At 70.3% G+C, this 12,713-nt stretch carries 9 protein-coding genes; 1 reads left to right on the forward strand and 8 read right to left on the reverse strand.

Annotated elements, in window-relative coordinates:
- Positions 1–229: 229 nt before the first annotated feature.
- The 8 genes from ACTWJ5_RS24775 to ACTWJ5_RS24810 all read right to left on the reverse strand — a co-directional run bounded on the left by ACTWJ5_RS24775 (position 230) and on the right by ACTWJ5_RS24810 (position 9,988).
- A complete protein-coding gene (locus ACTWJ5_RS24775) occupies positions 230–2,482 on the reverse strand; it encodes a hybrid sensor histidine kinase/response regulator (RefSeq protein WP_444436748.1) in 2,253 nt (750 codons plus the stop codon).
- Positions 2,479–3,147: a chemotaxis protein CheW gene (locus ACTWJ5_RS24780; protein ID WP_444436750.1), complete on the reverse strand. Its 669-nt coding sequence runs from the start codon at positions 3,145–3,147 to the stop codon at positions 2,479–2,481. Before ACTWJ5_RS24780 ends, ACTWJ5_RS24775 begins: the two co-directional genes overlap by 4 nt.
- Positions 3,140–4,381, reverse strand: coding sequence for a CheR family methyltransferase (locus tag ACTWJ5_RS24785; protein WP_444436751.1), 1,242 nt, complete (start codon positions 4,379–4,381; stop codon positions 3,140–3,142). Before ACTWJ5_RS24785 ends, ACTWJ5_RS24780 begins: the two co-directional genes overlap by 8 nt.
- Positions 4,378–4,878 (reverse strand): chemotaxis protein CheW, encoded by a 501-nt coding sequence (locus tag ACTWJ5_RS24790; RefSeq protein ID WP_444436752.1) that lies wholly within the window; start codon positions 4,876–4,878, stop codon positions 4,378–4,380. Before ACTWJ5_RS24790 ends, ACTWJ5_RS24785 begins: the two co-directional genes overlap by 4 nt.
- Positions 4,853–6,472, reverse strand: a complete 1,620-nt coding sequence (locus tag ACTWJ5_RS24795) for a methyl-accepting chemotaxis protein (RefSeq protein ID WP_444436753.1) — start codon at positions 6,470–6,472, stop codon at positions 4,853–4,855. Before ACTWJ5_RS24795 ends, ACTWJ5_RS24790 begins: the two co-directional genes overlap by 26 nt.
- A 172-nt stretch (positions 6,473–6,644) precedes the next feature.
- Entirely contained in the window at positions 6,645–7,388 is a 744-nt protein-coding gene (locus ACTWJ5_RS24800) for a YkgJ family cysteine cluster protein (protein WP_074986351.1), read from the reverse strand.
- Positions 7,389–7,472: 84 nt separating this feature from the next.
- A complete protein-coding gene (locus tag ACTWJ5_RS24805) occupies positions 7,473–8,420 on the reverse strand; it encodes a class I SAM-dependent methyltransferase (RefSeq protein ID WP_444436754.1) in 948 nt (315 codons plus the stop codon).
- Positions 8,421–8,491: 71 nt separating this feature from the next.
- Positions 8,492–9,988 (reverse strand): methyl-accepting chemotaxis protein, encoded by a 1,497-nt coding sequence (locus ACTWJ5_RS24810; RefSeq protein WP_074986346.1) that lies wholly within the window; start codon positions 9,986–9,988, stop codon positions 8,492–8,494.
- Positions 9,989–10,136: 148 nt separating this feature from the next.
- On the opposite strand from ACTWJ5_RS24810, the gene ACTWJ5_RS24815 reads away from it, so the two are divergent.
- The gene (locus ACTWJ5_RS24815; RefSeq protein WP_444436755.1) at positions 10,137–12,500 is read left to right on the forward strand and encodes a DNA polymerase II; all 2,364 of its coding nucleotides are present in this window, start codon (positions 10,137–10,139) and stop codon (positions 12,498–12,500) included.
- The last annotated feature ends 213 nt before the right edge of the window (positions 12,501–12,713 follow it).

Genomic DNA, 12,713 nt, shown 5'->3' on the forward strand with positions numbered 1-12,713 from the left:
CGCGACAAATCACGCCAGGCTAGGCGCGGGACGCAGGCAATGGTCGCTCCCTTGGCAAGTCCCGCAACGACGCATGGCGTGATTTGCCGCGCAACCCGAAGGGACGGGCCGCATTTTGCGCAGCGCCGCGTTACTCGTCGTTCATTTGGAATAACCAAACCTCTCTCCTCGCGCCTTGCTCTGCGCAAAATGCGGCTCCGTCGCGGCCGCGCCGAAACGGGAGCCGACCCTACGCACCTCCGATCAGATCGACCACCGCGTCCAGCAGAGCCTCGTCGTGGAAACTGGCCTTGGCCAGGTAGTAGTCGGCGCCGGCATCGAGCCCGCGGCGGCGGTCCTCCTCGCGATCCTTGTAGGACACGACCATGACCGGCAGGGCTTGCAGGCGGGCGTCGCGGCGGATCAGCCCGACCAGTTCTATACCGTCCATGCGCGGCATGTCGATATCCGTGATGACCAGGTCGAAGCGCTCCGAACGCAGGGCGTTCCAGCCGTCCATGCCGTCCACCGCCACCGCCACGTCGTAGCCGCGGCCGGCCAGCAGCTTGCGCTCCAGTTCGCGCACGGTGAGCGAGTCGTCCACCACCAGCACGCGCTTGCGCAGCGCCGCGCCCTGGCGGTTGCCGGCGTCGATGCGCTCCAGGCGGCCGCTGGCCAGCAGCTTGTCCACCGAACGCAGCATGTCCTCGACGTCGAGGATCAGCACCGGCGTGCCGTCGTCCAGCACGGCGCCGGCGGAAACGTCCTGGACCTTGCCCAGGCGCGCGTCCAGCGGCATCACCACCAGGGTGCGTTCGCCGATGAAGCGCTCCACCGCCACGCCGTACAGGTTGTCGCGCTCGCGGATCAGCACCAGCGGGATGTCGCCCTCCGGCGCGCGGCCTTCCGGGCGCTGCAGCAACTGGTGCGCGGCCACCAGGCCGACGTGCCGGCCCTCGTGCCAGAACTGCTGGCGGCCCTCGATCTGCACGATGTCTTGCGGCGCCAGGCTGCGCATGCGCTCGATGTGCGCCAGGGGGAAGGCGTAGGCCTCGCCGCCGATCGCCACCACCAGGCTGCGCACCACCGAGAGGGTCAGCGGCACCTCGATGTGGAAGTGGCTGCCCTGCCCGCGCACCTGCTCCATGCGGATGCCGCCACGCAGCTGGCGCACCATGTGCTGCACGGCGTCCAGGCCGACGCCGCGGCCAGAGACCTCGGTGACCTGCTCGCGCAGGCTGAAGCCGGGCAGGAAGAGGAAGGCCAGCAGCTCCTCCTCGGACAGCCGCGCAACCGTCTCCTCGGTGGACAGGCCACGGCGCACGATGCCTTCGCGCAAGCGCTGCAGGTCGACACCGGCGCCGTCGTCGCGCAGGTCCAGCACCAGCATGCCGGCGTGGTGCCGCGCCAGCAGGCGGATCAGCCCCTGCTCCGGCTTGCCGGCCCAGCGCCGCGCGTCCGGCGTCTCGATGCCGTGGTCGACGGCGTTGCGCAGCAGGTGCGTCAGCGGCGCCTCGAGTTTTTCCAGGACCTCGCGGTCGACCTGGGTGGACACCCCGTCCACTTCCAGGCGTACCGACTTGCCCAGCTCGCGGCCAAGGTCGCGGACCATCCGCGCCTGGCCGCCGAGCACGTCGGCGAAGGGCCGCATGCGGCAGGCCAGGGCGCTGTCGTAGAGGGTCTGGGCGCGCTGCGAAGTGGTCCAGGCGAATTCGTCCAGCTCGGCCATCTGTTCGCCCAGCAGTTGCTGGCACTCTCCGACCAGACGCCGGGCATCGGCGAGGAAGGCCTGGGCCTGCGGGTCGAGGCTGGCGCCGGCGGCGTCGCGGGCGCCGTCGAGCAGGCGGCTGGCGGTGGCCTGCAGGCGCTTCAGACGCTGCATGGAGGCCAGTTGCGGTTGCAGGCGCTGGGAGTCGACCAGGGCCTTGCTGGAAAGGTCGAGCAACTGGTTCAGGCGTTCGGCGGTGACGCGCAGTACCCGGCCGGTGCCCTCCTCGCCCTTTTTTTCAGCCGCGGCGGGCACCGGCTCGGCGGTTTCGGCCGGCAGCACTGGCGGCGCGGCTGGCGGCGCTTCGGCGGCGACAGGTGCGGCGGGCTGCGCAGGCTCCGCGCCCAGCAGCGTCTCCAGGCGCTGCACCAGGCCGGGCACCGCCGCGCGCGCCTGGGCAGCACGCTCGGCCTGGACGTCGGCGATGTGCAGCAGGATGTCGGTGCCGGCCAGCAGCGCGTCTATGTGCTCCGCGCCCAGCAGCAGGCGGCCGTCCTGGGCGGCCACCAGGCATTCCTCCATGACGTGGGCCACCTGCACGCCCTCGTCCAGGCCGACGATGCGCGCGGCGCCCTTGAGCGAATGCGCGGCGCGCATGCAGGCCTCCAGCTGCGCGGCCTGGCGCGGTTCGCGCTCCAGCGCCAGCAGGCCCTGGCCGAGCGCCTGGGCCTGGGCCTCGGCCTCCAGGCGGAAGAGTTCCAGCAGCGAGGCGTCCTTCATCTGCTCGGGGGTCATACCAGGCTCCGGGCGGCGGCAGCAAGCAGGGCCGGGTGGTCGAGCAGGCGCACGCTGCGCTCGCGCCACTTCAGCACGTCGTGGGTGAAACGGCTGCCGGCCGCCGTGGCGACGCGCGCCTGGCCCGGCGCCAGCGGGTGGATGCCATCCACCTCGTCCACCGGCGCCAGGACCGGCCCGCTATCGGTGGCCAGCACCAGCATGCGCGGCAGGCGGCGGCCCTCGTCCTCGCGCGGGGCGGAAGGCGGCAGGCCGAGCAGTTCGGCCAGCGACAGGCAGGCGACCAGCGTGCCGTGCACGTTGGCCACGCCCAGCACGACCGGCGAGCGCTGGTGCGGCAGCGAATGCACCGGGCAGTTCGGCGCCACCTCCGCCAGCGCCAGGGTGCGCAGGGCCAGCCATTCTTCGCCGAGGCGGAACAGCAGGTAGGCATCGCCCGGCGGCGCCTCGTCCTCGACGCTGGCGGCCTGCTCGCCTTCGGCGCCCAGGGCGTAGCGGTCCAGCAGGCGCACGGCAGCGGCGGCGTGGACCGGGCAGTTGCGGCAGTGGATGTGTTCGGCCAGCCGCGGGCAGGACTTGTCGCCGCGGATGCCGATGCGGTTCCAGCAATCGTCCACCGCCTGTTCGGCGGCCTCCGGGTGCAGGTGGTAGCGCTGCTCAGGCATCGCGCTTCACTCCTCGCGCGGCGCGCTCCTGCAGGCGCCGCGCGCCTTCCTGGTCGCCGCGGGCGGCCAGCAGGGCGGCCAGGTGCAGCAGGCTTTCCTGGTGGTCGGGCTGCAGGTACAGCGCCTTGCGGTAGTAGCCCTGGGCCTGTTCGTTGCGGCCCTCGGCATCGGCCAGCAGGCCGAGCCAGTAATAGGCCTGGGCCGCCGGGCCGTGCTGGGCCAGGTAGGCCTCGCAGGCGGCGCGGGCCTGGGCCATCTGGCCCTGGTTGGCCAGCCGGGCGATTTCCGCCAGGCCCTGTTCGGCGCCGCTCGGCGGCGCTACCGCCGGCCTGGCGGGTGGCGGCAGAGGCGCGCGGCGCGGTATCGGGCGCGGCGCCATGGCGGGCGGCGGCGTGATTTGCAGGGTGGGGCGCGGCCTGGCCGCCGGCGCCTCGGGCTCCGCCGTCACGCGCAGGAAGGCGAAGGACTGCGGCACGCCCAGCGCGCGCAGCCCCGGGCGCGACGTCAGGCTGGCCTCGGCCGGGCCGATGAACAGCGCGCCGTCCTCGCGCACCAGGCGCAGCAGCACCTGCACGGCGCGTTCCTGGGTGTCGCGGTCGAAATAGATCAGCAGGTTGCGGCAGAACAGGAAGTCGTAGGGCGCCTCCTCGGCCAGCAGGCCGGGCGCCAGCAGGTTGCCGCGGCGCAGGCGCACGCGGCGGCGCACCCGCTCGTCGAGGCGGTAGTCGGGGCCCTCGGCGTGGAAGTAGCGGTCGCGGAAGCCCAGTTCGCTGCCGCGGAACGAGTTGCGCCCGTAGACGCCGTGGGCCGCGCGCTCCAGCGAGGCCGGGCTGACGTCCAGGGCGTCGATCTGGAAGGCCGCCTCCGGCAGCCCCGCGTCGAGCAGGGCCATGGCGATGGAGTACGGTTCCTCGCCGGTGGAACAGGGCAGGCTGAGCAGGCGCAGGGGCCGCGCGCCGGCCAGTTCCAGTTGCCGGCGCAGGGCCAAGCGGCCGAGGGCGGCGAAGGATTCGGGGTAGCGGAAGAACCAGGTCTCCGGGACTATCACCGCCTCGATCAGCGCCTGCTGCTCCTCGGCGGAGCCCTGCAGGCGCTGCCAGTAGGCCTCCAGGTCGCCGCCGCTGCTGCGGTTGGCGCACTGGCGCACGGCACGGGCGATGACCGCCTCGCCCACCGACTCCGCGTCCAGGCCGATGCGCGCCTTGAGCAACTGGCTGAAACGCTCGTCGCTCATGGCCGCTCACCCTGGGCCAGGAGCAGTTCGCGCACGTGCTCGGGCAGCAGTTCGTCCACCTGCACGCGCTGCAGCAGGCCCTCGGCGTCTTCCAGCACCGGCCCCAGGTAGCGCGCCTCGCCCGGCTCCAGGCCGTAGTCGCGGAAGGCCGCCGGGTCGCGGCGCAGTGTCTGGCTGGCCTGTTCCAGGATCAGCCCCAGGCGCCGCTGCGGGCCGCTGCCGGCGAAACGGTAGTCCACCAGCACCAGGCGCGTGCTGGTGTGCCGCGGCGCCGGGCGGCCGCAGGCGATCTGGCTGAGGTCGAGCACCGGCAGCAGTTCGCCGCGGTGGACGAACAGCCCGGCCACCCAGGCCGGTACCTCGGGCACCTGCTTGAAGCGCCGCAGCGGCAGGACCTCGACGATCTCGTGCACGTCCAGCGCGTAGCGGTCGGCGCCCAGGCGGAACTGCAGGTACAGCCGCCCGCCGGCCTCAGACCTTGAAGCGCGAGACGCCATTGCGCAGTCCATTGGCCACAAGGTTCAGCTCGTCGATGGCGAAACCGGCCTGGCGCAGCGACTCCACGGTCTGCCCGGTGGCCTCGCCCAGCTGCACCAGGGCCTGGTTGATCTGCTCGGCGCCGGTGGCCTGCGCCTGCATGCCTTCGTTGACCATCTGCACCCGCGGCGCCAGGGCCTGCACCTGGTGGATGATCTGCGACAGCTGCTCGCCGACCTGGCCGACCTCGGCGATGCCGCGGCGTACTTCCTCGGAGAACTTGTCCATGCCCATCACCCCGGCGGACACCGCCGACTGGATCTCGCGGACCATCTGCTCGATGTCGTAGGTGGCCACCGCGGTCTGGTCGGCCAGGCGGCGCACCTCGGTGGCCACCACGGCGAAGCCGCGGCCGTACTCGCCGGCCTTCTCCGCCTCGATGGCGGCGTTGAGCGAGAGCAGGTTGGTCTGGTCGGCGACCTTGACGATGGTGGTGACCACCTGGTTGATGTTGCCGGCGCGCTCGTTGAGGATCGCCAGCTTGGCGTTGACCAGCTCGGCGGCGCCCATCACCTGGTGCATGGTCTCTTCCATGCGGGCCAGGCCCAGCTGGCCGGAGCCGGCCAGGGTGGAAGTCTGTTCGGCGGCGCTGGACACCTCGGTCATGGTGCGCACCAAGTCCCGCGAGGTGGCGGCGATCTCCCGCGAGGTGGCGCCGATCTCGGTGGTGGTGGCAGCGGTCTCGGTGGCGGTGGCCTGCTGCTGCTTGGAAGTGGCGGCGATCTCGGTGACCGAGGTGGTGACCTGGATGGCCGAGCGCTGCGCCTGCGCCACCAGGGCCTTGAGCTCCTCGGCCATGCCGTTGAAGCCGCTCTCGATCACCCCGAACTCGTCGTTGCGCTCCAGCGCCAGGCGCGCGGTGAGGTCGCCGCCGCTCATGGTATCGAGGGTCTTCACCACCTTCTCCACCGGGCCGGTGATGGCGCGCATCAGCAGCAGGCCGAGGACGCCAGCGGCGAAAATCGCCAGCAGCAGCGAGACCAGCATGGTGACCTCGGCCACCTCGACCTGGTGGACGATGGCGATGGCCGCCGAATCGGCGATCTGTTTGTTCAGCGCGATCAGCTCGTTGAGCGTCTGCCGGCCCTTCTCCCAGGCCGGCAACAGGTCATGCAGCAGGGACTGGCGGGCGGCCTCGTGGTCCTTGTCGTAGAGGTCGAGCAGTTGCTCCAGCTGCGCCTGGAAGTCCACCGCCTGCTGCTTGTAGCGGGCCAGCAGCTCGCGGTCGGCCGACTCGTGCACGGTGGACTCGTAGGTGGCGATGCGCTGCAGCAGGGTCTCGTGCAGCTCGCGGAAGCCCTGGCGGCCGGCGGCATCCAGCGGCTTGCCGTCGCCCAGGCCGACCAGGGCCTGGGTGCGCAGCATGGTGTCGGTCCAGGAGGAACGCACCGTGGTCAGCGCATAGGTGCCCGGCATGGCGTCGGTGCTGACGCGGCGCGAATCACGCTCGACGGCGAGCAGGGTGATGTAGGAAACCACCACCATCAGCAACATGATCGCGATCACGACCGCGAAGCTGGCCAGGATACGTCGGCGGAGCGTCCAATTCTTCACAGTATTCCCCTGGTGATGGTCGGCTGTCTGACAGGTAAAACCTGCAGACGAAGGCGGATTGTCGTCAGCCTTCTTTTCAGTTCTAGCGGAAAATGCCGCATATATTATCCGCGCTAGCGAATTTTCGGCGTCATTATTCCGAAGTACTACTACCCGACCATCCCCTCCCCCATCAGGCCGCGCGCAATGGAATGAAGGCGCAGTCGTCGGCCAGCAGGGCGGCGATCATCGCCCCGGTTTCCTCCAGTTGGCGGGCCAGGTCGTCGCTGGAGACATGCAGCTGCCAGTCCGCCGCGGAACTGGCCGGCGCCTGCGCGCGCACCGCGTCCAGGGCCGCCAGGAAGGCCTTGCGCTGCGGCAGGTAGGCGGTGAAGCCGTCGCCCTTGAGCGCCGAGACGCTGATGCCCAGGCGCTCGCAGATGGCCGCCTTGGCGGCGATCTCCTCGCGGTCGGCCTGGCGCGAGCGCTCGATCAGCGCCGCCAGTTCGGTGTCCACCAGGCGTCCGCCGACGATCAGCTCCGGGCCCTCGTCCCAGACCTGCGGCGGGCAGTCCTTGGCCTCCGCGCGCAGCGGGATGTGCGGGTTGATCTCCATGGGATAGATGCGGCACACCAGCGGCCGCCGCTCGTAGATGCCACAGCGCATGTCGCTGCCCAGGTGGCGGCAGGCGCCCTGGTTGAAGGCGGCGAAGGTGATCGCCAGGTGCGCCTGGGTGCTGCCGCAGCGGACCGGCAGCGAGCGGCGCAGCACGTGCTCGCGCTGCCCCTCCGGCAGCCCGGCGCCATCGTCCAGCACCGCTTCCAGCAGGACGATCAGGCTGCCGCCATCGGCCACCCAGTCGCGGGATTCGTCGAGGGTCAGGGGTACGTGGTGGTCATGGCAGCACTTGCCGCAACCGTTGCAGGAAAAGCGCATGGGATTCGCTCCGTGGCCAGGGGGTGACGGAAAACCGGCGTTTTCTGTGCCATGGCCGATGCGGAGCAGATTGTGTGCCAGGTGTTACACCGAGCCCTGGCGAGCGAACACCAGCGCCTTGAGCGCCGCATCCTCATCGATGTCGGCGAACTCCGGCGGGTTGTCCAGGCGCTCGACGAAGGCCAGCTCCGGCGCCTCGGCCGCCATGCCCTGGATGAGGAAGGCCGGGCTCACGGACGGATCGTTGACGCAGGCCAGCACCCGGCCGCCGGGCGCCAGCAGCTCGGGCAGGCGGCGCAGGATGCGCGGGTAGTCCTTGCCGAGGGCGAAGCTGCCCTTCTGGAACGACGGCGGGTCGATGATCACCAGGTCGTAGGGCCCGGACTTCTTCACCTTGCCCCAGGACTTGAACAGCTCATGGCCAAGGAACTCCACCCGTGACAGGTCGTGGCCGTTCAGCCGGTGGTTGTCGCGCCCGCGGCTGAGCGCGGCGCGCGCCATGTCCAGGTTGACCACGTGCTCGGCGCCGCCGGCGATGGCGGCCACCGAGAAGCCGCAGGTGTAGGCGAACAGGTTGAGCACCCGCTGCCCGGCGGCCCGGGCCTGCACCCACTGGCGGCCCAGGCGCATATCGAGGAACAGGCCATTGTTCTGCTTGCGGCCCAGGTCCAGCAGGTAGCGCAGGCCGTTCTCGCTGACCACGCGTTCCTCCGGCACCTCGCCGAACAGAGCCTGCATGGCGCTGTCCGGGCGGTAGCGGTGCTGCAGCAGCAGTGCCTCGGCGCCACTGGCGCGCCATTGCGGCGACTCGCAAAGGCCCAGCAGCAGGCGCTCCAGCGCCGCCAGTTCGGCTTCGCCCGGCTCGCGGAACAGCGACACCAGCAGCACGCCCTGCAGCCAGTCCGCGGTCACGTGCTCCAGCCCCGGCCAGCGCCGGCCGCGGCCATGGAACAGGCGGCGAACCTCGGCGGGCGGCGCCTCCAGGGCGGCCAGCAGCTGTTGCAGGAGTACGTCGAGGGCTTGTGCGTTCATGGCGTCGGGGCTGGAAAAAGGGGCGGCCATTCTGGACAGGATCGACGCAAAAGAGAACCGCCCGTAGCGCCTCAGCGGGTGACCTGGAAGCGCTCGGTCAGGCGCTGCAGGCGCCCGCTCAGCTCCTGCAGGCGCGAGCCCTCGCGCTCCAGGGACTGGGCATCGCTGTCGTTGTGCTCGGCCACACCCTGCACGTCCTGCAGGTGGAGGATGACCTCCTCGCTGACGGAACTCTGCTCCTGGGTGGCCACAGCGATGAGCTGGTTCATCTGGCTGATGCTGGCGATGCCCTCGGTCATGCGCAGGAGCAGTTCGCTGGTGCGCCGGCTGCGCGACACGCACTGCTCGACGTTCTCCCGGCTGCTCGACATGGCCTGGGCCGCGGCGCGACTGCCACTTTGCAGGCGGCCGATCACTTCCTGGATCTCGCGGGTGGACAGCGCGGTCTTCTGCGCCAGGTTGCGCACCTCGTCGGCCACCACGGCGAAGCCGCGGCCCTGCTCGCCGGCCCGCGCGGCCTCGATGGCGGCGTTGAGCGCCAGCAGGTTGGTCTGTTCGGCGATGCCGCGGATGACTTCCACCACCCGGCCGATCTGCTGGGCCTGGGCGTCCAGGTCCTGGACCTGGCGGTCGCTGTCGTCGATCTGGCTGGCGAGGCGGCCGATCTCCTCCAGGCTCTCGCGCATCAGCTCGCTGCCGTCGCGCGCCTCCTGGTTGATGCGCAGGGCGGTCTGCGCAGCCTCGCCGGCATTGGCCGCCACGCCCTCGATGGTGCTGCCCATCTGGCGCATGGCGCCGGACATGTGCGCGGTCTCGCCCAGTTGGCGCCGGGCGCCGTCGCGCAGCGTCTGGGTGGTGCTGGCCAGCTGCTGGGCCAGTTCGTTCAGCCCCAGGGCATCGCGCAGGACTACGGCGACCAGTTCGTCCAGCCGCGCGAGGAAGCGGTTGAGGCGCGAGTTCATGGCGCCGGACACCGGGCTGCGGTAGCTGAGGTCGACCACGTCGCTTTCGGTCAGGCGGCTGACCGAAGCCAGCAGGCCCATGGCGCCGCGGGCCTCGGCGTGGGACTGGATGGCCAGGTAGACCAGGATCGAGCTTTCCAGCACCACGTAGAAAGCGTGCAGGAAGATGATCGGCCATGTGCCCTGGGGCGCCACCCACAGCCCGCTGCCGCCCTGCTGCAGAGCGAAGAAGGCCAGGTGGTGGACGGCGATGAAGCTGGCGGCGACCACGATGGGCAGCCAGTCGCGGTAGAACACCAGGATCGCCAGCAGCACGAAGATGCCGAAGTGCATCTCGATGATCCCGCCGCTCTGGTTGATCTGCAGGGCGGCGAAGGCCATGAAGGCGATGCCCATGCAGCAGCGCATCAGGCGCCGGCCGCCGATCAGCGGGTACAGGCCGTGCATGGCCGCCAGCGTGCCGCCGCCGATCAGCAGCGCCTGCCCCCAGGTGTCGTGCCAGGCGGCCAGAGCGAGCGAGTAGGCGAACATCAGCCAGAGCACGCCGAACATGATGCGGTCGGCCTTGCGGTAGTGGTTTTCCAGGGAGAAGGGGGAGTGAGGCATGACGAACAGGGTACCGGCGGGTGGAATGACCCCCACTTATCGGCCGCTACCGCCGCCAACCTTAGGCCGCTCGTCCAGAGGCGGCCGGGCGCGCGTCCGGCGCCCCGGGTAGAATGAGCGTCTGAAAGATTCTTCCCAGGGGTTACCGGTGGCAGCACAACACGGCTTCGTCCTCACCCGGCACTGGCGCGACACGCCCGCCGGCACCGAGGTGGAGTTCTGGCTGGCCACCGACGCCGGCCCGCGCCGGGTGCGCCTGCCGCCGCAGACCTCGGTGGCCTTCCTCCCCGCCGCCCAGCGCGAGGCAGCGCAGCGCCTGCTGCAGGGCGAAACCGGCGTGGAGCTGCGCCCGCTGCAGCTGCGCGACTTCGAGCAACGCCCGGTGCGGGGCCTGTACTGCCGCCAGCACCGCCAGCTGATGGACCTGGACAAGCGCCTGCGCGCGGCCGGCATCGAAGTGCTGGAGGCCGACATCCGTCCGCCGGAGCGCTACCTGATGGAGCGCTTCATCACCGCCCCGGTGAGCTTCGATGGCGAGGCCAATGCCGAGGGCGTGCTGTGCGAGGCCGTGCTCAAGCCGGCGCCGGACTACCGGCCGCAGCTGAAACTGGTGTCCCTGGACATCGAGACCGACATCCACGGCAACCTCTATTCCATCGCCCTGGAAGGCTGCGGCCAGCGCCAGGTGTATATGCTCGGCCCGGCCAACGGCGACGCCAGCTGGCTGGACTTCGACCTGGCCTACCGCAACAGCCGCGGCGAACTGCTGGAAAGCCTCAACCAGTGGCTGGCCGAGCACGACCCCGACGCCATCATCGGCTGGAACCTGGTGCAGTTCGACCTGCGCGTGCTGCGCGAGCACGCCCAGCGCCTGAAGATCCCCCTGCGCCTGGGCCGCGACGGTGACGAGATGCACTGGCGCCAGCACGGCGGCGGCAACAACCACTACTTCGCCGCGGCCGCCGGGCGGCTGATCATCGACGGCATCGAGGCGCTGCGTTCGGCCACCTGGAGCTTCCCCTCCTTCAGCCTGGAAAGCGTGGCGCAGACGCTGCTGGGCGAAGGCAAGGCGATCGACAATCCCTACGACCGCATGGCCGAGATCGACCGCAAGTTCGCCGAGGACAAGCCGGCGCTGGCCCACTACAACCTCAAGGACTGCGAGCTGGTCACGCGCATCTTCGCCAAGACCGAACTGCTGCACTTCCTGCTCGAACGCGCCAGCGTCACCGGCCTGCCCGCCGACCGCAGCGGCGGCTCGGTGGCGGCCTTCACCCACCTGTACCTGCCGGCCATGCACCGCCTCGGCTTCGTCGCCCCCAACCTCGGCGGCAAGCCGCCGGAGGCCAGCCCCGGCGGTTTCGTCATGGACTCGCGCCCTGGGCTGTACGAATCGGTGCTGGTGCTGGACTACAAGAGCCTGTACCCGTCGATCATCCGCAGCTTCCTGATCGACCCGGTGGGCCTGGTGGAAGGCCTGCGCCAGCCGGACGACGAACACTCGGTGGAAGGCTTCCGCGGCGCCCGCTTCTCGCGCAGCCGGCACTGCCTGCCGGCCATCGTCGAGCGCGTGTGGCAGAGCCGCGAGGCGGCCAAGCGCGAGGGCAACAAGCCGCTGTCCCAGGCGCTGAAGATCATCATGAACGCCTTCTACGGCGTGCTCGGCTCCAGCGGCTGCCGCTTCTTCGACCCACGCCTGGCGTCGTCCATCACCATGCGCGGGCACCAGATCATGCGCCGCACCCGCGAGTTGATCGAAGCGCAGGGCCACCAGGTGATCTACGGCGACACCGACTCCACCTTCGTCTGGCTCGGCGGCGCCCACGCCGAAGCGGACGCCGAGCGCATCGGCCGCGCCCTGGTGCAACACATCAACCAATGGTGGAAGGAACACCTGCGCGAAACCTACGGCCTGGAAAGCGCCCTGGAGCTGCAGTACGAAACCCACTACCAGCGCTTCCTGATGCCCACCGTGCGCGGCGCCGAGGAAGGCAGCAAGAAGCGCTACGCCGGCCTGGTACGACGCGCCGATGGCAACGAGGAAATGGTCTTCAAGGGCCTGGAGACGGTGCGCACCGACTGGTCGCCGCTGGCCCAGCGCTTCCAGCAGGAGCTGTACGAACGCATCTTCCGCCGCCAGCCCTACCAGGACTACGTGCGCGACTACGTGCACCGCACCCTGGCCGGCGAGCTGGACGACCTGCTGGTCTACCGCAAGCGCCTGCGCCGGCGCCTGGACGACTACGAACGCAACGTCCCGCCCCACGTCCGCGCAGCCCGCGCCGCCGACGACTACAACCAGAGCCAGGGCCGCCCGCGGCAATACCAGCACGGCGGCTGGATCAGCTACCTGATCACCACCGCCGGCCCCGAGCCCCTGGAAAACCGCCGCGCGGCCATCGACTACGAGCACTACCTGACGCGCCAGCTGCAACCGGTGGCCGACGCCATCCTGCCCTTCGTCGGCGACGACTTCGCACGGCTGGTCAATCGGCAGATGGCGTTGTTCTGAACACACCCGCTGGCGGGATCGCGGACGGAGTCCGCTCCTACGGTTCAGAGAAGCGCGGGCATAGGAGCAACTGTCTTGCCGACTGTGCCGAGAGGCTCTTCGTAGGATGGGTTGAGCTTGCAAAACCCATGCGGCCGCGGTGATGGGTATCGCTTCGCTCAACACCATCCTACGGGGTGGTTTGCCGGCGGGCGTAGGAGCGGACTCCGTCCG

This window comes from Pseudomonas sp. A6, assembly GCF_052367875.1.
Classification (GTDB): Bacteria; Pseudomonadota; Gammaproteobacteria; order Pseudomonadales; family Pseudomonadaceae; genus Pseudomonas; species Pseudomonas citronellolis.